21 protein-coding genes are annotated in these 25,964 nt (G+C 62.8%); 3 read left to right on the top strand and 18 right to left on the bottom strand.

The annotated features are described in order from the left end of the window. Window positions 1-98: 98 nt before the first annotated feature. Window positions 99-938: a type 1 glutamine amidotransferase domain-containing protein gene (locus ACW5IY_RS09615; RefSeq protein WP_049436320.1), complete on the bottom strand. Its 840-nt coding sequence runs from the start codon at window positions 936-938 to the stop codon at window positions 99-101. A gap of 96 nt (window positions 939-1,034) precedes the next feature. Between ACW5IY_RS09615 and ACW5IY_RS09610 the strand changes: the two genes are divergently transcribed. Both ACW5IY_RS09610 and ACW5IY_RS09605 read left to right on the top strand, forming a co-directional pair. Next, window positions 1,035-1,958, top strand: a complete 924-nt coding sequence (locus ACW5IY_RS09610) for a LysR family transcriptional regulator (RefSeq protein ID WP_049436321.1) — start codon at window positions 1,035-1,037, stop codon at window positions 1,956-1,958. Between the two features lie 556 nt (window positions 1,959-2,514). Beyond that, window positions 2,515-2,871 carry a hypothetical protein gene (locus ACW5IY_RS09605; protein ID WP_049436322.1) on the top strand — a complete coding sequence of 119 codons (357 nt, stop codon included), beginning with the start codon at window positions 2,515-2,517 and terminating at the stop codon, window positions 2,869-2,871. 554 nt (window positions 2,872-3,425) lie between these two features. On the opposite strand, the gene ACW5IY_RS09600 is transcribed toward ACW5IY_RS09605, so the two are convergent. From ACW5IY_RS09600 to ACW5IY_RS09535, 14 genes are all read right to left on the bottom strand, one after another. Beyond that, on the bottom strand, window positions 3,426-4,244 hold the full coding sequence (locus ACW5IY_RS09600) for an HNH endonuclease (RefSeq protein ID WP_160314070.1): 819 nt from the start codon (window positions 4,242-4,244) through the stop codon (window positions 3,426-3,428). A 266-nt stretch (window positions 4,245-4,510) separates the two neighbouring features. Beyond that, window positions 4,511-5,608, bottom strand: a complete 1,098-nt coding sequence (locus tag ACW5IY_RS09595; RefSeq protein ID WP_049436324.1) for a CBS domain-containing protein — start codon at window positions 5,606-5,608, stop codon at window positions 4,511-4,513. 252 nt (window positions 5,609-5,860) lie between these two features. Beyond that, window positions 5,861-6,592 carry a hypothetical protein gene (locus ACW5IY_RS09590; protein ID WP_152906244.1) on the bottom strand — a complete coding sequence of 244 codons (732 nt, stop codon included), beginning with the start codon at window positions 6,590-6,592 and terminating at the stop codon, window positions 5,861-5,863. Window positions 6,593-6,815: 223 nt separating this feature from the next. After that, on the bottom strand, window positions 6,816-7,205 hold the full coding sequence (locus tag ACW5IY_RS09585; protein ID WP_457327240.1) for a Mov34/MPN/PAD-1 family protein: 390 nt from the start codon (window positions 7,203-7,205) through the stop codon (window positions 6,816-6,818). A 683-nt stretch (window positions 7,206-7,888) separates the two neighbouring features. After that, window positions 7,889-8,701 carry an abortive infection family protein gene (locus ACW5IY_RS09580; RefSeq protein ID WP_049436327.1) on the bottom strand — a complete coding sequence of 271 codons (813 nt, stop codon included), beginning with the start codon at window positions 8,699-8,701 and terminating at the stop codon, window positions 7,889-7,891. A gap of 9 nt (window positions 8,702-8,710) precedes the next feature. Then, window positions 8,711-10,882, bottom strand: coding sequence for a DNA methyltransferase (locus ACW5IY_RS09575; protein WP_049436328.1), 2,172 nt, complete (start codon window positions 10,880-10,882; stop codon window positions 8,711-8,713). Continuing rightward, window positions 10,879-11,697: a hypothetical protein gene (locus ACW5IY_RS09570; RefSeq protein ID WP_049436329.1), complete on the bottom strand. Its 819-nt coding sequence runs from the start codon at window positions 11,695-11,697 to the stop codon at window positions 10,879-10,881. The genes ACW5IY_RS09575 and ACW5IY_RS09570 overlap by 4 nt, the downstream gene beginning before the upstream one ends. 384 nt (window positions 11,698-12,081) lie before the next feature. After that, window positions 12,082-13,647, bottom strand: coding sequence for a glutamine-hydrolyzing GMP synthase (guaA, locus tag ACW5IY_RS09565; protein WP_049436330.1), 1,566 nt, complete (start codon window positions 13,645-13,647; stop codon window positions 12,082-12,084). Next, window positions 13,644-14,120 carry a hypothetical protein gene (locus ACW5IY_RS09560; RefSeq protein ID WP_049436331.1) on the bottom strand — a complete coding sequence of 159 codons (477 nt, stop codon included), beginning with the start codon at window positions 14,118-14,120 and terminating at the stop codon, window positions 13,644-13,646. The genes guaA and ACW5IY_RS09560 overlap by 4 nt, the downstream gene beginning before the upstream one ends. 107 nt (window positions 14,121-14,227) lie before the next feature. Then, complete coding sequence (guaB, locus tag ACW5IY_RS09555; RefSeq protein WP_005416248.1) at window positions 14,228-15,685, bottom strand: IMP dehydrogenase; 1,458 nt, start codon at window positions 15,683-15,685, stop codon at window positions 14,228-14,230. A 449-nt stretch (window positions 15,686-16,134) separates the two neighbouring features. Next, on the bottom strand, window positions 16,135-17,013 hold the full coding sequence (gene folD, locus ACW5IY_RS09550; protein ID WP_049402332.1) for a bifunctional methylenetetrahydrofolate dehydrogenase/methenyltetrahydrofolate cyclohydrolase FolD: 879 nt from the start codon (window positions 17,011-17,013) through the stop codon (window positions 16,135-16,137). Between the two features lie 168 nt (window positions 17,014-17,181). Then, entirely contained in the window at window positions 17,182-19,014 is a 1,833-nt protein-coding gene (locus ACW5IY_RS09545) for a monovalent cation:proton antiporter-2 (CPA2) family protein (RefSeq protein WP_049436332.1), read from the bottom strand. Between the two features lie 323 nt (window positions 19,015-19,337). Continuing rightward, window positions 19,338-20,474 (bottom strand): molybdopterin-synthase adenylyltransferase MoeB, encoded by a 1,137-nt coding sequence (gene moeB, locus ACW5IY_RS09540; protein ID WP_049436333.1) that lies wholly within the window; start codon window positions 20,472-20,474, stop codon window positions 19,338-19,340. Between the two features lie 80 nt (window positions 20,475-20,554). Then, the gene (locus ACW5IY_RS09535; protein WP_425602564.1) at window positions 20,555-21,466 is read right to left on the bottom strand and encodes a LysR family transcriptional regulator; all 912 of its coding nucleotides are present in this window, start codon (window positions 21,464-21,466) and stop codon (window positions 20,555-20,557) included. A 119-nt stretch (window positions 21,467-21,585) separates the two neighbouring features. Here ACW5IY_RS09535 and ACW5IY_RS09530 point away from each other — a divergent pair, with 119 nt between their 5' ends. After that, a complete protein-coding gene (locus ACW5IY_RS09530; protein ID WP_100049952.1) occupies window positions 21,586-22,620 on the top strand; it encodes an alcohol dehydrogenase catalytic domain-containing protein in 1,035 nt (344 codons plus the stop codon). A 61-nt stretch (window positions 22,621-22,681) separates the two neighbouring features. Here ACW5IY_RS09530 and der read toward each other — a convergent pair whose 3' ends face one another. Genes der through ACW5IY_RS09515 form a run of 3 tightly spaced genes read right to left on the bottom strand, consistent with a single transcriptional unit; the run spans window position 22,682 to window position 25,943 of the window. Then, window positions 22,682-24,079 (bottom strand): ribosome biogenesis GTPase Der, encoded by a 1,398-nt coding sequence (der, locus tag ACW5IY_RS09525; protein ID WP_010484595.1) that lies wholly within the window; start codon window positions 24,077-24,079, stop codon window positions 22,682-22,684. Window positions 24,080-24,096: 17 nt separating this feature from the next. Then, the gene (gene bamB, locus ACW5IY_RS09520; protein WP_010484593.1) at window positions 24,097-25,305 is read right to left on the bottom strand and encodes an outer membrane protein assembly factor BamB; all 1,209 of its coding nucleotides are present in this window, start codon (window positions 25,303-25,305) and stop codon (window positions 24,097-24,099) included. Next, window positions 25,305-25,943, bottom strand: a complete 639-nt coding sequence (locus ACW5IY_RS09515) for a YfgM family protein (protein WP_032130493.1) — start codon at window positions 25,941-25,943, stop codon at window positions 25,305-25,307. Before ACW5IY_RS09515 ends, bamB begins: the two co-directional genes overlap by 1 nt. Window positions 25,944-25,964: the final 21 nt, after the last annotated feature.

The raw sequence follows: 25,964 nt of genomic DNA, 5'->3' as shown, positions 1-25,964 counted from the left end.
TCGTAGTGAGTGGCTTCCCTGGAAAACCGGCCCCGCCCAGAAGGACGAGGCCAGCCCACCATGGTGCCACGGCACCGCACGCGATGCAGAGCCCCGCCCTACTTCAACCGCTCCACCAACCGCTGCCCCACCTCCAGCGCCGAAGCCGGGTTCTGCCCGGTAATCAGCTCGCGGTCCACCACCACATGCCCCGTCCACGGCGTGGTGTTGCTGTTGAACTTCGCCCCCGCCCGCTGCAATGCGGTCTGCGGGTAAAACTTCATCTCACCGCCGCCCAGCAGCGGCTTGGCCTGCTCTTCTTCCTGGTTGCTGATCACCGTCATCCGGTAGCCGCTGTAAATCCACTTCGGCGTGGCCGGCATCGCACCCGCGTCCAGCTTCGCCACGAAACCCGCCGCATCCGGCAGCGTGGACAGCAGCGCGATCGGCCCGTGGCAGACCAGCGCAGTGGTCTTGTTGCGCTGATGGAAGTCGGCCAGCAGCCGGCCCAGCGCCGGGCTCTTCAGCAGGTCCTGCATCGGCGCGTGGCCACCGGGAATGTAGACCGCATCGAACCGCGCATAGCCTTGCTGTTCGACGCGCGCCAGGCTCACCACCGGCGAGGCCGTCGGCGAGGTCAGCGCCAGTTTCTCCAGCAGCTCCTTGTGCAGCGTCAGCTGTGCGGCATCGTTGCCGAAGTAAGCCGGCGTCACAGAGGACGCATCCACCGTCGGCGCCCGCCCCTGCGGCGTGGCGAAGGTCACCTCGTGGCCCGCGTCCAGCAGCAGCTTGACCGGCTGCATCAGCTCGTTGAGATAGAAGCCAGTGGACAGCACCTTCCCGTCCTTCAGGTCCAGGTGGTTTTCATCGGACAGCACCACCAGCACGTTGGCGGCGTGGGCGCCGCTGGCGGCCAGGGTCAGGGCCAGCGCTGCGGCCAGCCGGGTCATCAGGTTCATGGGGAGCTCCTATGGGGGAATGGCGGCCACTTTATTCATCGCCCCAGCGGCGATAAATTGGCCCCATCGCAAAACATCTGTTCCCCGGAGAGCTAAATGAGCCGCAAGTTCGACTACCTGGGCGATGTGGAGGTGTTCCTGGCGGTGGTTGAGCACGGCTCGTTCACGGCGGGCGCAGTGGCGCTGTCCACCACGCCGTCGGTATTGAGCCGCGCGGTCACCCGCTTGGAAGCGCGGCTAGGCCGCCAGCTGCTGCAGCGGACCACCCGCCGCGTGGGACTGACCGACGCTGGGCGGCTCTATCTGGAACAGGTGCGCACCGCCTTCGGCCTGCTGGACGACGCCGAACGCGACGTACTGGCCCAGGACGGTGCGCTGGCCGGCCGCGTGCGCCTGAGCGTGCCCACCACCTATGGCCACTACCGGCTGCCGCCCGTGCTGGCGCGCTTTGCGCAGCAGTACCCGCAGGTGCAGGTGGAACTGAACATCACCAACCGCAACGTGGACCTGGTGGCCGAAGGCTTCGACCTGGCCATCCGCCTGGGCCAGCTGCCGGACAGCGGGCTGGTGGGGCGGAAGCTGGAAGACGCCCCACTGCTGCTGGTAGCCGCGCCGGACTACCTGCAGCGCCGCGGCACGCCGCAGACGTTGGACGACCTACAGCAGCACCTGTGCCTGCCGTTTGTGATGCCGCGTACTGGGCGGTTGGCGCCTTGGATCTTCCGCGACGGTGGGCGCGACGTGGACTGGCTGCCGCGTTCGTCCATCGAGACCTCCGACGATGTGCTGGGAGTGGTGTCGCTGGCCGAACAGGGCATCGGCATCTGCCAGAGCTATGAGTTCATCGTGCGCGAGCGGTTGCGGCGTGGGCAGCTGGTGGAGGTGCTGCCGCAGCTGCGCGGGAGATCGCGGCCGTTCTCGGTTATCTATGCGCCGCATCGGCGTCAGTCGGCCGCGGCGCGGGCGATGATTGAGTTGCTGGTGGGGAATGCGTCGGTCATCGAGGACGGCGTTGGTTGAGGTCTCTGATACTCCCTAGCGATGTCGGGTTTGAACCGAATTTCGGACTGGGCGGCTGATCGGGCGCCGTTGTCCGCCGACGCGGACTAAGAACTGTTGCAAAGAAGGCCATCGCACTATTCGCTTGGGGCACGGGCGATTACGCCACTTTGATTCGCAATCAGCAGAGCATCTGCACGAATGCGTCTTGTGGCGTCGCCTGTTGCACGAATGCTGCATGCAACAATAGATATTCGCTCTCGAACTCCGCGATTTCTTCGCGAATTTCAATTTGCATTCGAAGCCTCAGCGTAAACACCATGGCGCGCCACCGACAACGGGTGGCAACGGGTCTGCAAACCCGCGATGAGAAAAGCACATGTTGTTTACGCTTGCCCGTCGGCACCGTCCTTAACCGGTGCCGGCCGGCAATCCGTCGGCCTATATGGCGGGCGGTGCGTGGGGGCCTTCGGGCCCGCCGGTCTATGTGCTTGCTCATCCCGGTTTGCAGCCACGCATCGTCCGCCACCCCGCTTACGCGGTGGCGCTGTTAAGCACAGCCAAGGAAACCGACGCCATGAGCGAATCCGAGACCTTCTCCTCGTACGCCGCTGTTGAGCCCATCAACGACGACACCCCACTGCCGGACCTGAGCACCTTCTTGGGCATTCTCAAGCGCATGCGCGGCTGCGAGGGGGCTGATGGGCTGCCCTGGCCGGAGAACGATGTGTCACCTGGCCGTCGCGTGAGCCTAGCGAGGACCGAGCGCGCACTTGTGGGGCTGCTGACGGTGCTGGAGGTGCTGCATTCGGCCGACCGCTGCCGGGTGGCAGCGGAGCCGGAGCGGCATTTAGATGAGGGAGTCGTTGATGGGTTGTTTCTGGCTTGCCGCGGGTTGGCTGAGTGGGCTTGCCGCGAGGTTAGGCCGGAGTAGACCGACGAATAGCAATCGCAGCAATGCTCGCGATCATTGGTAACCTCGGAGCACTAAGAGAATTTCCTGTGGCTACCAGCAGGAAGGAGCTTGAAGAGATCGATGAATTCGGGGATGGAACCCCAGCCAGCTCGTCGTCTGCGAGGCCGGCGTCGATTTCTTCGGTCTTGACGAAAGGCTCGTTCGCGCCGTGTAGTTTCACGCGATCTCCACAGTGGTTTTCCTGCATTAGAACGGTTGGGAATACCCAAGGCGACAACAAATCCCTATAGAACCGGTAAAGCGGGCTTTCCAGACGCCTGAACTCCCTCGAATGTAAACATCTGCGCCCGTCGGTGCAGAGTGTTCACACAGCTCACGTCGGGGTGCTAATGCCAGCAGCGCTCCAGCTCCACCGGTAGACAGGACTAACGTCCCTCCGTTGACCATTGCCAAAGAGGCAAACCGCGCAGCCTACCCTCGGCGGGCCTCCGATTCCAATGAGCTCCCGCCGCCATCCCATTGGGCGCTCCACCGAGCCCGCGCCGTACAGAACCACTGGGCATCGCTAAGAACTAAGGTACTTGCGAGATCGGTCGGGATGCTTGCAAATGCCGATAGGCGTCTACGAGCTCATTGCCAAGCTGGTATTCAAGATCTTCTGCGATCTCGATAACTAATGGGATAATTTCTTCCCGCAGAGAGGCAAGATCACGACAGAACCTCCCGAAGACAGGATCTCCACCATCGCACCTCAACGTAGCAAGATGCGGGTTCGCCGTAAGGAACTTTTGGATCGAATTCCTCATCCGTTGCATACGCTTCCATGCGAAATCGTCCTTCGACAAGTGACCAGATGACTCAGCGATTCTAGCCCTTATCTCCACCAACGATGTCGCGACTTGATCAGGATACTCTACATCGAGCGCATCAAAAAAAACACGCCTCCCCTCGATGTAACCTAGGAAGCTATGGCGTTGGGCGACGTTTCGGCTTCGTGCGTACAATTCGAAATGAACGATATCGAAATCCTTTCCAACAAGCTTCGAAACGAATGTCTGATGCGCCTTTTTCCAATCCCGCAGCATTTGTATTGGGTACGCACTGGGATCATCGTCGATGAGGCCATGGCAATTCTTGCATAGCCATATTCCGTTCTCCGCAGACTTCAACTCCGTCTCTGTCATGCTCACTTCGGAACGGGGTCCTTGGGAACTGGCAGCAACAATATGCGCAGCTTCAGCGATCGCTCTAGCTTTGCCTGTTGTCGTCCCATAGGACGTGAAGCGGCAACAAGTCGGATTAGCGCAGAACAGGTGCGCTTCAAATGCAATCTCCCTCTTCACGCCATCCGCGAATTCGACGCGTTGATCAGATCCTTTCTTCCTAGCCATGGGTCCCTCTATTTTTATATGCTCTCGTTCTAATGCGAACGGCCCCTCCATTCTAGACAAACCCACGAATCAACGTAATCCCCATCAGGTTCAGAGCCCCATTCTGACCCAATCGCATTACCCACCAACTTCGATGCGGGCAACGAATGACCTCTACGCCTAGCAACTAAAATCATTCCATGGCCACCGCCCCTGCAGCCACGCAGTCCAGATTAACAACGAGCAATTCGTCACCCCAGGTCAGGGAGAAAGATATCGATACAGATCTATCGATCCAAGACTGGGGCTTGTCGATCCTTCAGCTCATGAATGAATTGAACAAAATTTCGCAATGATCCGCGCTCAACGTCAGTTATCCGGTCAGAATCGAAGTGCATGACGTCGTTTCTAAGTTGCCGAACGACGTCAAGCTCTCGCACAAACACTGCTCGGTCGGCCTTCAACCCTAGCCTGGCCCAGTTGGCGGGGTTTTCGATCAGCCGGACATGCTCTCCAATCGTGAGGTCCGCAACAGACTCAATTAATCGATTTTGATCATTCTCATTACGGACTGCGGCAAGTTCTTCTTGAGTGAATCGACCATCAATCAGCGAACGGATGTGATTTTCAATCTCGCCAATTAGCAGAAATGGCTCAGCCAGGTCTTGGAACTGCTGGCTCAAATCAGTGGTGGTCAAGATGCCACTAATAGATCGCCGCTCATTACGAACAAGAACATACGAGCTCTCGATGATCCTGTTGATAACTTGAAATAGCGAATCTGTCTCTTTAACCTCAACATGTGGCCGCATGCATTCTCGAACAAACTGAGGCATAGGATGCCCGAGTGCCATTGCTGGGCCGATGCTATCCCAACTTACAACGCCCCGCACATCTCGCTCATTTGTCATGACTGGAAGTTGTGAGTAGTCATGTCGAAGCATGAGAGTCACCGCCTCCTCAAGCGAAGCATCAGGTCCAATTGTGACCAGCCTCAGCCTTGGGTCTAATAAACGGCTCACGCGATATGCAGGCTCTACTCCGGCCCCACCAACGAACTGGACTGGCGCGGCGCCTTGCTGCGGAGCAAGCTCCACTACTGGCTCCAGATCATTGTTCCCGGGCCGCTCTTCCGGTTGATCTTCGAGCGCCTGGGGTAATGCAAACTGAACCCGTCCATCTATATGGGAACTTTCAAAATCCGGAACGGTGACTAGGCCAGCCTGCTCCAGAGAACGACGGACATGCCAGTTAACGTTAGTACCACGACGCAGCGCATCAAACCAGCCAATGAGCTCGCGGACAGATATTGGCTCCGGTGCGCGCCCCCCTCTCAGGGTCTCCGCAATTTCGCCCAACAAACGATTTCTTGCCTCAACGTCCATTGTTAGTACCATCCAGATGATGAACCGACATCTATCGTGAACAAGAATTGACGTCGGCTCAAGGCTTAATAGGGACACTATCAGCTCAGGATCAAGATCGAGTCGGGCCCTCTTAGGCCCCATCTCCCCTCTCCGCTCACCATGATCGGTGACCTGCTCTGCTTGTGCTAAGTTGTGGGGTGCGCTCCCCGAAACATAGGCTCAGCCTAGTCATCGGCACCGCGCTTAATTATTGGGAGAGCTGTTAGGCTCTCACTTCTCAGCAAATTCACGCATCCATTCATTCTGCCTTTCACGCGCCTCTTCCGCGAGCATACTGCGCTCTTGCAACTGCTGCCTAAGGAACGGCATCGTGGTGTCGTCTTCGTCAATTTGGGGGTTTAGACCAGCGCGAGCACGCAGCGCGGCAATCACCTCAATCGTGGCGACGCCAATTTTTGCATACCTCAACCGCCGGTCTGAGAAGTAATCACTGCGATCACCGGATCCGTCATACTCTGCAACGAAGTCAAGATAGGCTTCAGCATTTGCGAGCTTGATAGGCAGACTATGGACTTGGTCGAGCAGATCTACCGGCATCGACCTCCACACAACGTCCAAACCTGACAGATCGAGCTTCGGAGAGGGCACTTGAACGACTAGTTCGCCTTGCGGGCTGTTCGAGTAGTCGCGCTCTCCATGACGTGTTCCATCATCTGACACTACTGCCGCACATAGCGAAGCGAATGAATCTAAGGTAGCGGATACGGTGACCGCCAGATAGAGGAAGTCAGCCAGTCGGACTCTTTCATGGGCATCAGCCTCGCGACGCCTTGTTAGATACCCATTGATCCAAGTACCTGCGACAGCACCTATTAAAGCTAGAACTCCGGTAACAATAGGTATCCATGGCCAATTGCTGTTCGCCGCGCACGTGAGCACCTTCGCGCTCGCCGCGGCCAAGAGCATTTGATTTGCGTCTATCGGCCCCATCATCGATTCCATGTAATGACCAGCCTGCTGCCAAAGTTAAAGGAACTGGAGTACGTCTATTTGAGCACAAATAGCCCCCAGGACAAGGCCCTGTCAGAGACATCGCGGAAAGGCTTAGACTCCACGTCCAAGTCCAACACCCGCATTGAAGTAGAGCGTTCGTGACGCTCTAACTCCATCCCAACCCAGCTAGGCTCCGGAGAGCGTACTGCCGCCAAAGAGATAATTCGGCGAGCTACTCAGGGCCACTACTGCTCATTTCCCTTAGAAACACATCGACCCCATCCTCCCCCGCTATAAGCATCACTGCGGGATAGCCATCAGTGCCTAGACGTTGTGCCGGGTGCGATAAGAGCTTTTGATCTTGCCCACTAGGAATGGTCTTGATTCCTCGCGGATGCGAATGCCATGCCCCCACCCAGCTGACCATGCCCATGGTTCTTCGTTGAGCTTCATCGATATCATCCTGAACACCCGCCTTTCCACACTGGGAATCGATCGTTGTCGGTATGCTGTCATCGGGGGCTGGTCGGCCATCAACCAAGTGAATGGCCCTCAACTTGAAGTCGACTACGCCCAGTATGCCCCCCGTCTCGAGCGGAAGCGCCTGCTCTCTCGCTGCCATGAGTTGGTCTTCCAGACCTTCGTCCCACATCACGTTCCAGTCATCGATCTTCCTGGAAACCGTTCTTCTAACGCCAATGCTAATGTGGCGCACGCAGCCATCGACTCCCGCCTCCCATATGTCAATGCTTGCTTCCGCCCCAGTGCCCTCATCCGAATCTGACGGGCAAGTATCCAGGCGTGAAGTAGTACCGGTTCATCGGCGAGAACGGACGATACGTCACGACAGCTCGCACCGCTTCGGATGGAGACCCCGACTGACTGGAGGTGTGACAGTCCCCAATCCTCCCGAACGATGGCCCTGTAGCACTGAGCCTCGAGCGAGCCGCCTCTTGTGGTTCTGGCATTTTCCTCCGCGCCCACTCCCTGACGGCTAGCCTGCATCGAGTGGCGGCTGAGCATCCTGGCATTGATAAGTGCTACGAAGGTTTGAGCGGCCTCATGCAGGCTGTTGCATGTGAGGATGCCAGAGGGGTGATCCCGACTCCTTGCACAGAAGCGTTGGAAGTCGCTCTCCAGACTCGAACCGAACTGCTTCTATCCTAAAGCCAGCCGCCATGTTGACCTTTCCGAGAAGTAGTCGGTAAGCCAGGGAACTGGCAGCCGATGGAGAACGCTACCAACAAAAAAGGCCCTTGGCAAATGCGCCAAGAGCCCTTGTTAACAGAAACAAAGAGGTATCCTCTAGAACGGAATGCTGTCGTCCCAGCCACCTTGCTTAGTCTGTGCCATTTGGACCCGAATCTTCGCTTCAAGCGACTTGATGAATCGAATCGAGGCTGCAACGTGGTTGAAGATCAGTAGGCTCTCCTCGTAATTGAGGATCGGGTTGTCGTGGGCCAGGCTCTTGTTGTTCCGTACATCATTGAAGGCTTCGAGCACCGAAATGCTGGACTTCAATATACGCTCGGTCATCACTGACTCAAGGTAGCTGCCTTCGCGCAGCGCCTTCACATATTCGCCGAAAACGCTGTGCAACGGCTTGTCACGAGTGATTTCGATGCCATGCGGCTCGCAGGTAACGCGGATGAACTTGTTGACGAAGGTGTGGAGTCGATCCAGGCCACCTTCGGGCTGGTTCTTCTCGATGGCCTCCCGAACATGCTCCGCGACTACCTCAAAATCCCTATCATCTGCGATCGCCCTCAGCGCATCCAGCTCGGCCACTGGTTGGTCACTGAGTAGGCGCTGGGCGATCTTCCGGCAATCGTCAATCAGCACCGGATTGCTGTCTCCGAAGCACTGCGCGTCGCCGGCGTAGTCGATCAGTCCTTCGACGACGCGGCCAACCACATGGTTGGCATCCAACTCCCAGAAGGTACGCATCCGATTGGCCTTCGACGTGCCGCGTGCTCTGTAGCGCTCGGTATCAATCTTCACCCGGTACTCGTCGAAGAAGTCACCGAAAGTTCGGTCAGAGAAGTTGAGCACATACCCACCGCCCATCCCAAGCAGCTTTTCCAGCTTCCGGCGCTCGTTCCCGCTAAGGTCCGACATTCGACCGCCTCACACAGAGGCCAGCGCTGCGTTGGCCGTTTGGGGCTCGTCGCCGGCATCGCCAGCACTCGGTCCGACAGCCAGACGGATCGCTTCCAGATCGACCTTAATCTCGTCGAAACTCAGATCGTCGGCAGCTCGGGCGATCAAAGTCCGGGCCGCACCGATCACAAAGCGATCACCCGCCGAGATGCGTAGGCCAGCAACTTGCAGCCGTGACGACAGGGCATCGACGGCCAGGCGCACGTCCTGGACGGCGGACGGCTGGTGCAGGGCAAACGCCTTCTTACGACACACGAGGATCGCATCAAGACTAATCGGGTCTTTCGCCGCCGTCTTGGGGCTCGCGGCTCGCAGCTCCGCGTGAACGGGGTGAGCCGCAACAACGGCTAAGCCCGACTTGCTGATCGCCTCATAAATGGCAGCCCAACCCTCGGCCCGCGAGTGATGGAAGCTGAATGCCAGTACGCCGTCGTCCTTGAGCACGCGGCAGGCTTCAGTGAATACAGCGGCGAGCTGGTGGGCGAACACACGCGGGTCTTTGTGCTGCACCTCGCCGTGGCCCGAAGAGTCCTCGCGGCCCATCCACGAATAGCGTTGGCGCAGCACGGGCGACAGCCAGGCGAAGAAGAAGTCGCTCAACTCCGAGTAGTGGACGAAATCGAAGTAAGGAGGATCGGTCACAACCGCGTCCACCGATCCTGCTGGCATCGGCAGCTTAGAGCTATCGCCGTTGAGGATCAACAGGCCATGATCTGCCGCCTCCAATTCGGGCCACGTATCGACGCGACGGGCGCGGATCGGGTGGCTGGCCACCGTCTTGCGCGAGCCTGTACGATTGCCGTCCTGGTCGTGCTCGAAAGCGATCTCGAAGGGCTCATCAAGATAGCGTTTGGCACGCAGCAGCCGCGACTCAAACAGTGTGCTGAACGTACCGCTGCTCTTGTTGGTGCCCCACACCGAGTTTTCCAGCGGGGTGCGCTCAGGCTTCAGGATGTGATTCGAGAACATGTGCCGGACAGCCCCGGTGCCCTCTCCCTTGAAGCTGCAAAACTGGTTGTTGAACTCCAATGTGCTGGAGAACAGGCACAGCATCTGTTCCTGCACGGTCTGGTCGTCGATGCTCAGGATTTCGCGCAGCAGCAACCCAAGACACAGCAGTTGGCGCGCATTGAAGAAGTCGCGCCACTGGGTGTAGTTGTAGCCCCGTGCCTGGTCGGTGTTGTGTCCAGGCCGAACGGAAGTTTCCGGCAGCGGTAGCGTCTCAACCGCAAGGCGCGTTTCGGCTTCCTCATAGAGCGCCAAATCCTCATCACGCACTGGTAGATAGACCTTCGTCCCATCAGCGCGCAGCGCCATCATGGCGTACATGCGATGCGCAGGGGGGCGACCGTCCTTGGGCAGCAATTGCTTGATCCGGTAGCGCTGGCCGCCCTTAGTCGTGACGTACTGGCCCGTGGCCGGGCCTTCTTGCGGGTTGAACTGGTGGCCGCAGTGCTGGCAGTGAAGATCGGTCGCGTCGTAGCGATTCTCCTGCACGCCCCAGCAGCCAGGGCACACGATCTGCGCTCTTGGCTTCTTTTTCGGGTAGGCGTCCTGAGAGAATACATAGCGCGAGAGCAGCGGGATCACCTCGCCTTCCGGCGTCGTGACCGTTTTTACCCAGAAGTAGTAAAGCACCGGGATCAGTTCGCCGGTGTGGGGATCACGGGTCTGGTAGTAGCGCCGAATCTCCGGTGCCACGTCGTGCTCCAACCGCTCGAGGGCAGCACGAAGCTGCCCCTCGGACGCTGGCGTGAACGCCTGGCGCACAAGGAACGTGCTGACCGGGTTGATGTCGCACCCGATTGCTTTGGCCCCGAGCTTAGCGGCCTCGCCAAGCGTCGTGCCGCTGCCCATAAAGGGATCAAGCACCACCTTACCGGCAAGATCGTGCGTCTTGTAGAACTGCGCCCAAGTATCGGTGCCGGGCTGGCTCAAAGCCCCGAGCGTTATGCCACGGAACACCGACCCGAGTCGGGTCGCCCACCATTTGTGGATGTGGTAAATCGGCCGATTGATCTCCTTCCTCCAGCTTTCTTGCTCGGCGATCTGGCTGATCTCGATCAGCGGGAAATCGCACTCCAGCGCGGTTGCGGCGGCCGCAGGGGCGAACCCGACCTTGTCGGTGAATCTGTTCATTCTTCGTCCGGCAGGTTGTTCTCATCGGACTGCACCAGGATGCCGGTCATGGACACGGGCTTTCTGGCTTGGTCCTTGAGCCGGTAGGCCACGAATCGGTGCTGAGTGCCCGCTTTGGGGTTGGGCACGCGCTCTGCGCTCAATTCGTTCGTGCGCAAGTCGAAGTTGTATCCAACCACCAGCGTCTCCGCCTCGACGCGCGTGAGGTTGCCGACCACTTGGTAGCGGTCATCGCTACCGAAGTTCTCTGGAAGAATCAGGGTCATCAGGCCCGTGGTACCCTCGGTCAGCGCAAAGGGCGTTGGCGCAACGTACATCTTCCGGTCACGAATCATGATGTCGCCGTAGGTGCCAAAACCTTTCACGCTCTTATTCTTGTGGACGTAGTTGTGGTCGGCGTTCAGGAAGTCACCGTGGCACACCACAAGGTCAACGACGGGGTACTGCTTTCGGCCATTGCCCTGGTCCGCATAGCCGGACAGGTCAGCCGGGTAGCGCCCGAACACGTAGAAGATTTGTCGGCCGTTGTGATAGCCAGTCGGCACCTGACTGTTCGAGTCGTAGTCCCGCTCGCGGCCAGGCCACGCCAAGCCCTTGATCTCGTAGCCCTCGGTGTGCTCCACCAGACAGAAATCGGGGTATGTGTTACGGCCCGATCCCTCGAAATGCATCGACAAACTCTGGAGGCGCTTCTGAAACCAGTTCTGGAAGTGAAATTCCTTATCCTTCGCAGAGACGGATTCGATCAGCTCCCCAGCCTGGACTGCTTGGACGCACTTCTCGAATACGTCGAATGCGGTGGTCTTTTTGGTCATGTTATCCCTTCAATAATTGGTTCTTCTCCCATCTGAGGGGAGAGGCTCATGGCCGACCCGCTAGATTGTGGTTGGCGAGGCTACAAACTGGGCCGGTCGTGGCTAAGCAGGATTGTATGCCGTTGTTGGGGGGGCTGGGCTGGTATCGCCTTGGTCACTGGAAACGCGAGATTCGTGGTGAAGTCTCGTGGGTGGTGCTTTCGCTGCTCCCCCGATGGACGCCGCAGGAGCCGCTGCAGCTGCTGTTACAAGCGGATCATCCCCATCCATGGCGATGCCGATTATTGCCCAATGATGCCAAACGAAATCACAAAAAAGCCCGCAATGACGCGGGCTTAGGTGTGTTTTCATGCTACTCGGTGTCAGCCGATGCCAGACGCCGAATCACTCCCACTCAATAGTCGCCGGCGGCTTCCCCGAGATGTCATAGACAACCCGCGACACCCCCCGCAACTCATTGATGATCCGGTTGCTCACCGTACCCAGGAACTCATACGGCAGATGCGCCCAATGCGCCGTCATGAAGTCAATCGTCTCCACGGCCCTTAGCGCAATCACCCACTCGTAAGCCCGCGCATCGCCCACCACGCCCACCGACTTCACCGGCAGGAACACGGCAAACGCCTGGCTGGTCTTGTCGTACAGATCCGCCTTGCGCAGCTCATCAATGAAGATGGCATCGGCCTTGGCCAGCAGCTCGGCGTATTCGCGCTTCACTTCGCCCAGAATGCGCACGCCCAGGCCCGGGCCCGGGAACGGATGGCGGTAGACCATGGTGCGCGGCAGGCCCAGCTCAACGCCCAGGCGACGCACTTCGTCCTTGAACAGCTCGCGCAGCGGCTCCACCAGGCCCAGCTTCATGTGCTCCGGCAGGCCGCCCACGTTGTGGTGGCTCTTGATCACATGCGCCTTACCGGTCTTGCTGCCGGCCGACTCGATCACGTCCGGGTAGATGGTGCCCTGCGCCAGCCACTTGGCGTTGCTCAGCTTGTTCGACTCTTCGTCGAAGATCTCAACGAACAGGTTGCCGATGATCTTGCGCTTGGCTTCCGGGTCGCTCACGCCTTCCAGCGCGTTGAAGTAACGGTCGGCAGCGTTCACGCGCACCACCTTCACGCCCATGTGCTCGGCGAACATCGCCATCACCTGGTCGCCTTCCTGCCAGCGCAGCAGGCCGGTATCCACGAACACGCAGGTCAGCTTCTCGCCGATGGCCTTGTGCAGCAGCGCGGCCACGACGGACGAATCGACGCCGCCGGACAGGCCCAGGATCACTTCGTCATCGCCCACCTGTTCGCGCACGCGGGCGATCTGGTCGTCGATGATGTTGGCGGCGGTCCACAGGGTCTGGCAGCCGCACACGTCCACCACGAAGCGGCGCAGCAGCGCCTGGCCCTGCAGGGTGTGGGTCACTTCCGGGTGGAACTGCACGCCGTACCAGCGCTTTTCTTCGTTGGCCATGGCAGCCACCGGAATGCGGTCGGTGGTGGCGGTGATGGTGAAGCCCGGCGGTGCAACGGAGACGTGGTCGCCGTGGCTCATCCAGACATTCAGCTTCGGCTCGCCGCCGTGGTCGCTCAGGCCCTTGAACAGTGCATCGGGGTTGATGACGTTCACTTCGGCGTGGCCGAACTCGCGCTGATCCGCTGCTTCGGTAGCACCGCCCAGCTGCGCGGCCAGGGTCTGCATGCCGTAGCAGATGCCGAAGATCGGCAGGCCGCTGTCGAACACTTCCTGCGGCGCGGCGGGGGCACCCGGCAGCGTGGTCGATTCCGGGCCACCGGACAGGATGATGCCCTTGGCGCCAAACGCCGCGATGTCGGCCGGGTTGTGGTCCCACGCCCAGATTTCGCAGTAGACGCCCAGCTCGCGGATGCGGCGGGCAATCAGCTGCGTGTACTGCGCGCCGAAATCGAGGATGAGGATCTTGTCGTTATGGATGTTGGTCATGGTGCCGTTCCAGTGGTGTTTTTCGCAGCGCCCGGCGCTTCAAGGCTCTGCGTCAGCGTGGCGATGAACGCCTCGCGTTGTTGAATATGTGAGGGGTCTTCCTCGTCCCAGCGCAGCATCAGCAAGCCGTGCGGGGCGTTGGGGTTGGTGCGGTCGGCGCGCGGCAGCTCGGCGATTTCCTGCACTTCGGTGCCGGGCACGATGCGCCGTTGCAGCGCCGCCATCGAGAGGCCCGACTCCGCAGCGCCCCAGGACGCCCAGCGCACGCTCATCCGTGCGGGCTCCAGCTCGCCCAGCACCGGCGTCAGCACCGGATCATCCGGCCCGTGCAGCAGCTCGGTAATGCATTGCAGCGTGACCTGCAGCGGGCGCTCGCCGGTGCCTTTCAGCAGCCAGCGCTGTTCGCCAGCGGCCCGCACCTGCCAACCCTTCGGCAGCGAGAACGCGTTCTGGCACGCCTGCACGTCCTGCAATTGCGAAACCGCCGCGCCCGGAGACCCGGAGCGCGGCGGCGGTTCGGACAACGAACAGCCTGCCATCAGCAGGCTGCCCGTAATCGCAAGAGCAGTTCGCAAGCGCATCAGGCGCGGTAGTTCGGCGGCTCTTTGGTGATGGTCACGTCGTGGACGTGGCTCTCACGCTGGCCGGCGCCGCTGATCTTCACGAACTTGGGCTTGCTGCGCATGTCTTCGATGGTGGCGCAGCCCACGTAGCCCATGGTGGCGCGCAGGCCGCCCATCAGCTGGTGGATGATGCCGCCCACCGGGCCGCGGTACGGCACGCGGCCTTCGATGCCTTCCGGCACCAGCTTGTCGGCAGTGGCGGCGTCCTGGAAGTAGCGGTCCTTCGACCCCTTCTCCATCGCAGCCAGCGAACCCATGCCGCGGTAGCTCTTGTACGAACGGCCCTGGTACAGCTCGGTCTCGCCCGGCGATTCCTCGGTACCGGCCAGCAGGCCACCGACCATGATGGTCGAGGCACCGGCGGCCAGCGCCTTGCCGATGTCGCCCGAGTAGCGGATGCCACCGTCGGCGATCAGCGGGATGCGGTCCTGCAGCGCTTCGGCCACCAGGTCGATGGCGGTGACCTGCGGCACGCCGACGCCGGCGACGACGCGCGTGGTGCAGATCGAGCCCGGGCCGATGCCGACCTTCACGGCGTCCGCGCCGCTGTCCAGCAGCGCCAGTGCGGCTTCACCGGTGCAGATGTTGCCACCGATGACCTGCACGTTCGGGAAGTTCTTCTTGACCCAGCTGACGCGGTCCAGCACGCCCTGCGAGTGGCCGTGCGCGGTATCAACCACGATCACGTCCACGCCGGCGGCGACCAGCGCTTCCACGCGGCGATCGGTATCGCCACCCACGCCGACGGCAGCGCCGACCAGCAGGCGGGTCGACAGATCCTTGGCAGCGTTCGGGAAGTCGGTGTTCTTCTGGATGTCCTTGACGGTGATCAGGCCACGCAGTTCGAACGAATCATTGACCACCAGCACCTTTTCGATGCGGTTGCGGTGCAGCAGCTGCAGCACTTCATCAGACGCGGCGCCTTCCTTGACCGTGATCAGGCGATCCTTCTTGGTCATGATGTGGCGGACCGGATCGTCCAGCTCGGTCTCGAAGCGCATGTCGCGGTGGGTCACGATGCCGGCCAGCTGGCCGTCGCTGCCCACCACCGGCACGCCGGAGATGTTGTGCGCCTGGGTCAGGGCCAGCACGTCGCGGATGGTGGTTTCCGGGCCGACGGTGATCGGGTCGCGGATGACACCGGCCTCGAACTTCTTGACCTTGGCCACTTCCGCGGCCTGCTGTTCCAGGCTGAGATTCTTGTGGATGATGCCCATGCCGCCGAGCTGGGCCATGGCGATGGCCAGGCGGGCTTCGGTGACGGTATCCATGGCTGCGGACAGGATCGGAAGCTTCAGCTTCAGGTCGCGCGTCAACCGCGTTTCGAGGTTGACGTCCTTGGGCAGGATGGTCGAGTGGGCGGGGACGAGCGAGACGTCGTCGTAAGTGAGTGCTTCAGCCTGGATGCGCAGCATCGGCATACCCGAGATGTGGGGAAGCGCGACATTTTACCCTGTTTTCGCGCCGCGTGGCAGGGGGTAGATGCGACGCAGTGTCGCGCGGGCGGTGATTGGTTCAGGGGGGGGTGAAACCTGCCTCGGTGGGTGCGGACCGTTGGTCTGCACTACCTTCATACACCTGTGCACCGGCATTGTGCCGACCAACGGTCGGCACCCACCTTGACCTTGAGAGGATCACCTGGGCCAGCCCTGGGGCATCTTTGGTAGGTGCGGACCGTTGGTCCGCACTACCCTTCAGACACCTGTGCGCCAGCATTGTGCCGACCAACGGTCGGCACCCACCAGGAGCACATCTCGAGCACATCTCGCGAGCAGACCCAAGGGCCAGATCCAGCCGCTTCAGGTGGGTGCGGACCGTTGGTCCGCACTTTCCCTCAGACACCTGAGAACAGCCCCAGGTGAGGTCAGCTCAGCGCTTCCGCCGCTTCCAGGGTGTTCTGCATCAACGTAGCCACGGTCATCGGGCCCACGCCACCCGGCACCGGGGTGATCCAGCTCGCCCGCTGGGCAGCCGCTTCAAACCCAACATCGCCCACCAACCGGCCGTCGTCCAAGCGGTTGATGCCCACATCGATCACCACCGCGCCCGGCTTCACCCACTCGCCCGGCACGATGCCCGGGCGGCCCACCGCCACCACCAGGATGTCGGCGTTGCGCACGGCCTGTTCCAGCACGTCTTTGGGGGTGAACTTGTGGCAGCTGGTGACGGTGCAGCCGGCAATCAGCAGCTCCAGGCCCATCGGGCGGCCGACGTGGTTGCTGACGCCTACGATCGTGGCGTTGCGGCCACGCACTGGCTGGTCGGTGTGGCCCAGCAGCGTGGTGATGCCGCGCGGGGTGCACGGGCGCAGGCCGAACTCGCGCAGGGCCAGGTGGCCGACGTTTTCCGGGTGGAAGCCGTCCACGTCCTTGCGCGGGTCGATGCGCTGGATCAGCCGGCGCGCATCCGGGATACCCGGCAACGGCAGCTGGATCAGGATGCCGTTGATCTTCGGATCGGCGTTGAGCTGGTCGATCAGGTCGAGCAGCTCGGCTTCGGTGGTACCGGCCGGCAGATCGTAGTCGTGCGCCTCGATGCCGACCTTCTCGGCGGCACGGCGCTTGTTGCGCACGTATACGGTCGAGGCCGGGTCGCCGCCCACCAGCACCACGGCCAGGCCCGGACGGCTGCCGCCGGCGGCCACGCGGGCGTCGACGCGCACCTTCAGGCTGTCGAGCAGGTCCTCGGCGATACGGCGGCCATCAAGGATGCGGGCAGGATGCTGGGGGGCGGAATCGGTCATCGGAGGCAGGCGTGGGGCGGCGGGGACGCTATTGTCCCCGATTCAGGCCCCCTCGCCCACCGCCAATCCGGGCGGCCGCTGCGCTCGCCGGGCATGGCCCGGCGCTACCCCACCCGTGCGCACCACGGTAGCGCCGGGCCACGCCCGGCGAGCGCGGTGCGCGGCACCTCATTCTTCCTCTTCCGGCACATCCTGCGGGTTCAGCGTCTTGCTCTCCCGCTTCGGCGCGGTGAACGGCGTCGGCGTCGGCACGCCCTGCGGGCTGTTGCCATAGATCATCCGCGCGCCGGCATTCAGGCCACCACCGGCAATTTCCAGCTCGAAGCGCTCGGCATCGCGGCGGCGGATCTGCTCGGCGATCTCCACCGCGTCATCCTCATCCGCGCCCAGTTCCACCAGCGCGGCTTGGCCGAACAGCACCGCCGATTCAAACGTCTCGCGGATCTGGAAATCGACGCCGGCATGGATCAACCGCAGCGAATGCTCACGATCGAACGAGCGCACCATCAGCTTGGCCTGCGGGAACTCGTGAGCCACCAGTTCAACGATGCGGTCGGCGGCCTCGGCCTTGTCCACGCACACCGCAATTGCACGTGCTGTGGCCGCGCCCGAGGCATGCAGTACGTCCAACCGCGTGCCATCGCCGTAGTAGATCTTGAAACCGAAGCGCGCCGCGCTTTGAATCATCTCCACATCGTTGTCGATGATGGTCACGTCCACGTCGCGCGCCAGCAGCGACTGGCTGGCGACCTGGCCGAAGCGACCGAAGCCGATCAGCAGCACGCTGCCGGACAGGCCATCGGCCTCGTCCACGCCATCCATGTTCACCGTCGGCTTCGGCGCCACGCGCTTGTAGAGCAGTACCACCAGCGGGGTCAGCGCCATCGACAGCACCACCACGGCGGTGAAGTTGGCATTGATCTCCAGATCGATCACGCCGGCCGATGCCGCGGCGGAGAACAGCACGAAGGCGAACTCGCCGCCCTGCGCCATCAGCACACCGCGATCCAGCGCCTGTGCGTGGTCGCTGCCCATGATGCGCGCGACCACGTAGATGCACAGCGCCTTGGCCGCCATCAACGCCAGCACCAGGCCCAGGATCAGCTGCCAGTTGCCAGCCACCACGCCCAGGTCCAGCGCCATGCCCACGCTAAGGAAGAACAGGCCAAGCAGGATGCCGCGGAACGGTTCGATGTCCGCTTCGATCTGGTGGCGGAAGGTCGATTCGCTCAGCAGCACGCCGGCCAGGAACGCGCCCATCGCCATCGACAGGCCGGACAGCTGCATCAGCAGCGCCGCACCCAGCACCACCAGCAGCGCGGCGGCAGTCATCACCTCGCGCGCCTTCGATTCGGCCAGCACGCGGAACAGCGGATTGAGCAGGAAGCGGCCGACCAGCACCAGGCCGACGATGGCACCGACGCCGATTGCCACCGACAGCCAGCGCGAACCCTCGCCATCGGCACTGCCCGCGCTCGGGCCCATCCAGGCTACCAGCGCCAGCAACGGCACGATCAGCAGGTCTTCGAACAGCAGGATGGAGACGATCTTCTGCCCTGACGGCAGCGCGATGTCGCCGCGCTCGGCCAGCAACTGCATCACCACTGCGGTGGAGGTGAGTACGAAACCGGTGGCGCCGATGAAGGCCACCTGCCACGGCAGGCCGAACAGTTTGGCGATGCTGGTCAGCACCAGCGCACAGGTGACGATCTGCAGCGTGCCCAGCCCGAAGATTTCCTTGCGCAGGCTCCACAGGTGCGAGGGCCGCATTTCCAGGCCGATCACGAACAGGAACATCACCACGCCGAGCTCGGCGGTATGCAAGATGGCCTGCGGGTCGGAGAACCAGCCCAGCCCGAACGGTCCGATCGCCAGGCCAGCGGCGAAGTAGCCCAGCACCGAGCCCAGGCCGGCCCGGCGGAACAGGGGCACCATCACCACCGCCGCGCCCAACAGGGCGACGACCTTGACCAGCTCGCTGGTCGCTGCTTCTACCGCCATGCGGTGTTTTCCCCAAGATCCATAATCGGGTTCAACAATAGAGCAATGCCGATGACGGCAATAGCACGCATGTTGCGTCGGATTGTCTTGGCGATGGAACGATGCAGAGAGTGAGCCCCGGCATCATCCCGAAACCATGCACATGCTTGGGTGGGCGCCATTACCTGTAGAGCCGAGCCCACGCTCGGCTGCTCTTCGTGCCGAGGCCAGAAGCAGCCGAGCATGGGCTCGGCTCTACAGTAGATCCACGCCATGCGTGGATGGACGCCCAGCCGTCATGCCCCGGTAGATCCACGCCACGCGTGGATGCCGCCCGGTCGGATTCACCCGCCCCGGCAGAACGCGGCGTAATCGATATACCCCGGGAACGGCACGCCCGGCGCGCACAACGGGCACTGCGGGTCCGGCCGGATGCCGGTCTCGCGGAAGCGCATGCCCAGCGCATCGAAGCGCAGCAGGCGCCCGACCAGCGGCTCGCCGATGCCGAGCAGCAGCTTCAGCACCTCGGTGGCCTGCAGCACCCCAGCCAAGCCGGGCAACACGCCCAGCACACCGGCCTCGGAACAGTTCGGCGCAAACTCCGGCGGCGGCGGTTCGGGGAACAGGCAGCGGTAGCACGGCGCCACGCCACGCTGGCGGCCGGCATCAAACACGCTTACCTGGCCATCAAAGCGCTCGATGGCGGCATACACCAGCGGCTTGGCGTGCTTGATGCAGGCGTCGTTGAGCAGGTAGCGCAGCGGGAAGTTGTCCGACCCATCCAGCACCACATCCACTCCCTCCAGCAGCGCATCCACGTTCTCGGAGGTGACCCGCTCGGGCACCGCCTCGACGTCGATGGAGGGGTTCAGCGCCAGCAGGCGCTCGCGCGCGGAATCGACCTTGAGCTGGCCGACACTGTCTTCGGTATGCACGATCTGCCGGTGCAGGTTGCTGCGCTCCACGCGGTCGTGGTCGGCGAAGCGCAGGTGCCCCACCCCGGCCGCGGCCAGGTAGAAGCCAGCCGGTGCGCCCAGCCCGCCCGCGCCCAGTACCAGCACGCGCGCCTGCTGCAGCCGGCGCTGGCCGGCCTCGCCCACCTGCGGCAGCAGCAGATGCCGCGAATAGCGATCATAGAAATCACGGTCGGCGGCGCTGGCCAGCGGCTGCACCAGCGGCAGCGACTGCTCGCGCCAGGCCACGGTACCGCCCGTCACGGAAGCGACGTTTGTGTAGCCAGCCTCCAACAGGAAAAGTGCGGCATCGGCCGAGCGCTTGCCGCTCTGGCAGATCAGCAGGATTTCCTGGTCGCGCCGCGGCAGATGCGCGGCCGGGTCGGCCTGCAGCTCGCCCTTGGCCACGCCACGCGCGCCTTCGGCCATGCCACCGGCCCGTTCGTGCGCCTCGCGCACATCGATCAGCACGGCGCCGTGGGCCAGGCGCTCGCGCGCCTGCGCGGGGGAAAGCTCTTGGATGCTCATGGCCGCATTATCACGCACGTTGCGCCGGCTCGCGTTGACCAGGATCTGTAGACCACAAGCGTAGCCCGGCGCTACCCGGTCTACCCGCGCCCGCCGTGCTGTTCCTGAAGAAGACCGATCAGCGCTTTCAGCCCGGGCGGCACATGCCGATGGCCCGGGTAGTACAGCGAGAGGCCAGGAAATTCAGGACACCAGTCCTCAAGCAGGCGCAGCAGGCGGCCATCGGCCAACGGCTCCAGCGCCAGATGCTCGGGAACGAAGGCGATGCCGATCCCTTCAATGGCCGCGTCGACCATCAACGGCTGGTCCGTCAGCGTGATCGGCCCGGAGACGTTCACCCGCTCGGTAGTGCCCTGGTGCTCGAACTCCCACCGGTAGATCGCCCCACTTTCGAAGCGGAAACGAATGCAGTCGTGCTGATGCAGATCCAGCGGCCGCAGCGGTCTGCCACGCGCCTGCAGATACGCCGGCGAGGCCACCGCCGCGAAGCGCAGGGGGGCGGTCACGGCTATCGCGACCATGTCCTGGGGCACGGCTTCGGTCAGGCGGATACCCGCATCGAAACCCTCCGAAACGATATCGCCCAACCTGCCGTCACTGACGATGTCCAGGTGGACCTGCGGGTACTGGCGCAGGAAGCGCGCAAGCACCGGCTTCAGCACGAGCCGTATGGCGCCCTCACTGGCGTTGATGCGGACCGTGCCGCGCGGCGTGCCGGCTTCAGTGTCCACGGACTGCAGGGCCTCCTCGATCGAGGCCATGGCCGGCCGCAGTTTTTCCGCCAGGCGCTCCCCGGCGTCGGTCAGCGACACGCTGCGTGTGGTGCGATTGAACAGGCGCGCACCCAGCCGCTGCTCGAGCGCCTTGATCGCATGACTGATCGCCGACGGCGTGATGTTCAACTCTGCCGCAGCGCTGCGGAAGCTCCGATGTGCCGCCACCGCCAGGAACGCGGTGAAGGCGGTCAGATCCCCCCCGCTCGATTGTTGAATGCGACTCACCATATCGTGAAATATTGAAGCGATTGTCTTGATAGTCAACCGATTCTACGCTCCGGGGTGTCGGCGGGCGCACGCCCTCGGCGCTCACCCACCGGGACAGGATCAAGACGATGAAGACGATGAAAGCGGTTGTGATGACCGGGCCGAATGCACCGTGGCAGGTCCAGGACGTGCCGCTGCCCGTGATCGAACCGGGCCAGGTGCTGGTCAAGGTCCACGCATCGGGCATGTGCTACACGGACGTGTGGGCAACCCAGGGCTATGGCGGCAACATCTACCCGCAGACACCGGGGCATGAAGTGGTCGGCGAGGTCGTGGAAGTGGGCGCGGGCGTGCACACGCGCCGGGTGGGTGATCGCGTGGGCACCTCATGGGTCCAATCCGCGTGCGGGCGCTGCCCCTACTGCCGCGAGAGCCGCCCCCTGTCCGGGCAGACCGCGATGAACTGCGATGCCCCCCGCACCACTGGCTTCGCCGCGCAGGGTGGACACGCACAGTACATCGCCATCTCCGCCGAAGGCACGGTACTGCTGCCTGACGGCCTCTCCTACGTGGACGCGGCACCGATGATGTGTGCCGGATACACCACCTGGAGTGGGTTGCGCGATGCGGCGCCCCAGCCACGGGAGAAGATCGCGGTATTGGGTATCGGTGGACTGGGCCATGTCGCCCTGCAGCTGTCCAAGGCCTGTGGCTTCGAGACCATCGCCATCACCCATTCCGCAGACAAGCATGCGCTCGCCCAGCAGCTGGGCGCCGACAAGGTCGTGGCTAATGGCAAGGAGTTGAAGGCCATCGGCGGCGCCGACGTGCTGCTGGTGACCACCAATGAATTCAGCTCGGCCGAAGATGCGATGACCGGCCTGCGTGTCGACGGGCGCGTTGTGCTGTGCGGCCTGGACTTCAGCCAGCCCTTCTCGATCTCGTCCGAAGGCGTGCCGTTTCACATGATGCGCCAGCGCGTGATCGGCGCTACCCATGGTGGCCAGCACTACCTCAGCGAAGTGCTGCAGCTTGCCGCCGCCGGCAAGGTGAAGCCGATGGTCGAGACCTTTGATCTGGACCAGGCGACCGAGGCGTATGACCGCCTGTCGTCAGGAAGGATGAGGTTCCGTGGCGTGCTGTTGCCGTGGGGCCACGCCTGAGCAAGGCGGCCGCCCATGCATCACAACGAAAAAGGCGGCCCTGCGGCCGCCTCCCCGTGAATCACTTGCCCTTGACGTGCTTCATCAAGCGCCGCTTGGCCTTGACCTGCCGCTCGGTGAGGACGTTCTTCTTGCCCTCGTACGGGTTGGTACCCTCGCGGAAGATGAAGCTCACCGGCGTGCCGATCAGCTTGAAACGCTTGCGGAAGAAGTTCTCCAGGTAGCGCTTGTAGGATTCCTGCAGCTCCTTCAGGCGGGTGCCGTGCACGATGAATGTCGGCGGATTGGAGCCGGCCGGGTGCACGTAGCGCAGCTTGGAGACGTGGCCGCGGATGGTCGGCGGCGGATTGGTCTCGTAAGCCACTTCCAGCGCCTTGTTCACTTCGCTGGTGGTGAATGTCTTGTTCGCCGATTCGTGAGCACGGTGCACCGCACGGAACAGCTCACGCAGGCCCGAGCCATGCTTGGCCGAGATGCGGACCGATTCAGCCCACGGCACGAAGCCCAGCTTCAGCGACAGCATGGTTTCCGCCTGCTCGCGCTGGTACTCGGTCAGGCCGTCCCACTTGTTGATGGCGATCACCAGCGCGCGGCCGGCATCGAGCACGGCGCCGAGCACGGTGGCATCCTGGTCGGTCACACCTTCGGTGGCGTCCAGCATCAGCACGGCCACCTGGCACTGCTCGATCGACTGCATGGTCTTGACCACCGAGAACTTCTCGACGACCTCGTCCACGCGCGAACGACGGCGCAGGCCAGCGGTGTCGATCAGGCGGTACTCGCGGCCGTCACGCTCCAGGTCCACCGCGATCGAGTCGCGGGTAGTGCCCGGCACGTCGGAGGCGATCATGCGCTCCTCGCCGAGAATGCGGTTGACCAGGGTCGACTTGCCCACGTTCGGGCGGCCGACGAAGGCGATGCGGATGCGGTTCGGATCGTTGTCCAGCTCTTCGCCGCTGCCTTCTTCCGGCAGGCGCTGGACCACTTCGTCCAGCAGGTCGTCCAGGCCCTGGCGGTGCGCAGCCGACACGGTCAGCATCTCGCCGAAGCCGTAACGGGCAAACTCCGAACGCACGGTGTCCTCGTCGGTGCCGTCGATCTTGTTGATCAGCAGCAGCGTCGGGCGCGACAGCTTGCGCAGCCAGGCCAGGATCTCGTCGTCCATCGCCGAGGTACCCTCACGGGCATCGACCACGAACAGGATCAGGTCCGCTTCCGCAGCAGCGGCGCGGGCCTGGCGGGTGGTAGCCCCGGCCAGACCTTCTTCCTCTTCCGCGATACCACCGGTGTCGACGACGAGGAAATGGTTGTCCTCGTCCAGGCGGCAGACACCGTAGTTACGGTCGCGGGTGACGCCGGGCTGATCATGGACCAGCGCGTCACGGGTGCGCGTAAGCGCATTGAAAATAGTCGACTTGCCGACATTCGGCCGTCCAACCAGGGCGACCAAAGGCAGCATCGCGATTACTCCAATTTTTAATTTGCCAACCGGAAGGCGGTCAGCTTGCCATCAACGTTCTGCACCAGCAGCACCCCGTCTACGACGACCGGCTGGGCCAGCAGGGCGTCACCGCCACTTTTCGCCCGTGCCGCCATCGCACCATCGGAGGTCTGCAACCAGTGCACGTATCCCTTGTAGTCGCCGACCACGACGTAGTCGCCGTGCAGTGCCGGACCGGTCAGCGAGCGACGGGCCAGTGCGGTCTGCGACCACATCGCCGCGCCGCTGGCCTTGTCCAGGCCGAACACGCCGCCCTTGTTGTCGGTGACGAACACATTGCCAGACGAGACCGCCACACCACCGGCACCTCCATGGTCGCGCGCCCACAGCGGGCGACCGGTCGGGCCTTCGATGGCCATCGTCTGGTTCTTGAAGCTGCTCACGAACAGGGTGTTGCCATCCAGCACCGGCGCGCCGTCGACATCGGCCATGCGCTCCAGCTCGGTACGGCCTTCACCGTTGCCCACGTTCTGTTCCCACAGGGTGCGGCCATCCTGCTGGGCCAGGGCGGCAACCGCGCCCTCGTCCTTGCCGATGAACAGCACGCCCGGGCCGGTCACCACCGGCGCGTTGCCACGCACGGTCAGTGCCGGCAGTTCGCTCGGGTTGAACCACTTCTGGGTGCCGTTGCCGGCATCGAACGCGGTGATGCGGCCGTCATTGCTGCGCACGTAGACCGCGCCCTGAGCGATGGCCGGCGCGGCGATGACTTCACCCGGAACACGGGCGCGCCACTTCTCGCTGCCGTCATTGATGTCCAGGGCGATGACCTGGCCATCCAGCGTGCCGATCACGACCAGGTTCTCACCGACCCCCGGGCCGCCGGACAGGCGCAGCTTGGCCTTCTTCTTTTCCTTCTTCGGCTCCCAGGTCCAGACCTTCTTGCCGGTCTGCAGGTCGATGGCGTGCACGCCACCGGTGAGTGCCGCAGCGAACACGTGGCCGTTGGCCACGGCCGGGCCCTGGCGCACGCCGATGCGGCGCTCGCCCTTGCCGAGATTGACCGACCAGGCCTTGTTGACCTTCAGGGTCGGCTCGAACTTGACCAGCTCAGCCGGTTCCTGTGCCTTCTTCGCGGCCGCGTCCTTGCCGGCGAACCAGCCCTTCACGGTGCTGCAGCCGCTCAGGGCCATGCCCATCAGGAGCACGGTGGCGACGCGGGTGATCATGACCTTCTGACTCATCAAACCGACTCCGCAGGGGCGGCAACGGTGCCGCCGGCGTCCATAACCTTGGTTTCCAGCAGGCGCCGCTGCGGCGCTGCCACGTCCAGCGACTTCAGCGCTTTCTCGTACTGGCCCCTGGCGTCATCACGCTTGCCCTGCGCCATCAGCGCGTCGCCATGGATTTCCAGGCTGCTGCTGTCGGTGGCGCTGCCCAGCAGCTTGATCGCCTCGTCACTCTTGCCGGTGGCCACCAGCAGGCGGGCCACACGCTGGTCGACCACGCGTTGCAGGTCGCCTTCGACCTTCACGCCGCGCAGGGTGGCCAGGGCTTCTTCGTTCTTGCCGGCGTCGACCTGGGCCTTGGCCAGCTGCAGCGCCGCGAGGTCGCCGTAGATGCTGGACGGGCCGGCTTCGAGCGCCTTGACCGCCTTGGAGGCGTCGTCGAGCTTGTTCTGCTGCAGGCCAACGAGCGCCTTCTGGTACTCGACATTGGCCGAGGCCAGCTTGCCGCCCTGATCCTTCTGGTACCACTGCCAGCCGGCAATGGCACCGATGGCGATGACTACGCCACCGAGGATGCTGGCGCCATTCTTCCGCAGCCAGCTGCGGACGCGTTCACTTTGTTCGTGCTCGTCGAGCAGATCGTCGATCGCCATGCGTACTCTCGCCCCGCCCAT

The sequence above is a fragment of the Stenotrophomonas sp. C-A genome (genome assembly GCF_054030835.1).
Note: the sequence above shows the minus strand (reverse complement) of the source record. Positions and strands in the feature narration are given on the sequence as shown.

Excerpts from the sequence above, each read along its gene's own strand:
- ACW5IY_RS09615 (WP_049436320.1), bottom strand. The coding sequence starts at position 938 with ATGAACCTGATGACCCGGCTGGCCGCAGCGCTGGCCCTGACCCTGGCC.
- ACW5IY_RS09610 (WP_049436321.1), top strand. The coding sequence starts at position 1,035 with ATGAGCCGCAAGTTCGACTACCTGGGCGATGTGGAGGTGTTCCTGGCG.
- ACW5IY_RS09605 (WP_049436322.1), top strand. The coding sequence starts at position 2,515 with ATGAGCGAATCCGAGACCTTCTCCTCGTACGCCGCTGTTGAGCCCATC.
- ACW5IY_RS09600 (WP_160314070.1), bottom strand. The coding sequence starts at position 4,244 with ATGGCTAGGAAGAAAGGATCTGATCAACGCGTCGAATTCGCGGATGGC.
- ACW5IY_RS09595 (WP_049436324.1), bottom strand. The coding sequence starts at position 5,608 with ATGGACGTTGAGGCAAGAAATCGTTTGTTGGGCGAAATTGCGGAGACC.
- ACW5IY_RS09590 (WP_152906244.1), bottom strand. The coding sequence starts at position 6,592 with ATGGAATCGATGATGGGGCCGATAGACGCAAATCAAATGCTCTTGGCC.
- ACW5IY_RS09585 (WP_457327240.1), bottom strand. The coding sequence starts at position 7,205 with ATGGCAGCGAGAGAGCAGGCGCTTCCGCTCGAGACGGGGGGCATACTG.
- ACW5IY_RS09580 (WP_049436327.1), bottom strand. The coding sequence starts at position 8,701 with ATGTCGGACCTTAGCGGGAACGAGCGCCGGAAGCTGGAAAAGCTGCTT.
- ACW5IY_RS09575 (WP_049436328.1), bottom strand. The coding sequence starts at position 10,882 with ATGAACAGATTCACCGACAAGGTCGGGTTCGCCCCTGCGGCCGCCGCA.
- ACW5IY_RS09570 (WP_049436329.1), bottom strand. The coding sequence starts at position 11,697 with ATGACCAAAAAGACCACCGCATTCGACGTATTCGAGAAGTGCGTCCAA.
- guaA (WP_049436330.1), bottom strand. The coding sequence starts at position 13,647 with ATGACCAACATCCATAACGACAAGATCCTCATCCTCGATTTCGGCGCG.
- guaB (WP_005416248.1), bottom strand. The coding sequence starts at position 15,685 with ATGCTGCGCATCCAGGCTGAAGCACTCACTTACGACGACGTCTCGCTC.
- folD (WP_049402332.1), bottom strand. The coding sequence starts at position 17,013 with ATGACCGATTCCGCCCCCCAGCATCCTGCCCGCATCCTTGATGGCCGC.
- ACW5IY_RS09545 (WP_049436332.1), bottom strand. The coding sequence starts at position 19,014 with ATGGCGGTAGAAGCAGCGACCAGCGAGCTGGTCAAGGTCGTCGCCCTG.
- moeB (WP_049436333.1), bottom strand. The coding sequence starts at position 20,474 with ATGAGCATCCAAGAGCTTTCCCCCGCGCAGGCGCGCGAGCGCCTGGCC.
- ACW5IY_RS09530 (WP_100049952.1), top strand. The coding sequence starts at position 21,586 with ATGAAGACGATGAAAGCGGTTGTGATGACCGGGCCGAATGCACCGTGG.
- der (WP_010484595.1), bottom strand. The coding sequence starts at position 24,079 with ATGCTGCCTTTGGTCGCCCTGGTTGGACGGCCGAATGTCGGCAAGTCG.
- bamB (WP_010484593.1), bottom strand. The coding sequence starts at position 25,305 with ATGAGTCAGAAGGTCATGATCACCCGCGTCGCCACCGTGCTCCTGATG.
- ACW5IY_RS09515 (WP_032130493.1), bottom strand. The coding sequence starts at position 25,943 with ATGGCGATCGACGATCTGCTCGACGAGCACGAACAAAGTGAACGCGTC.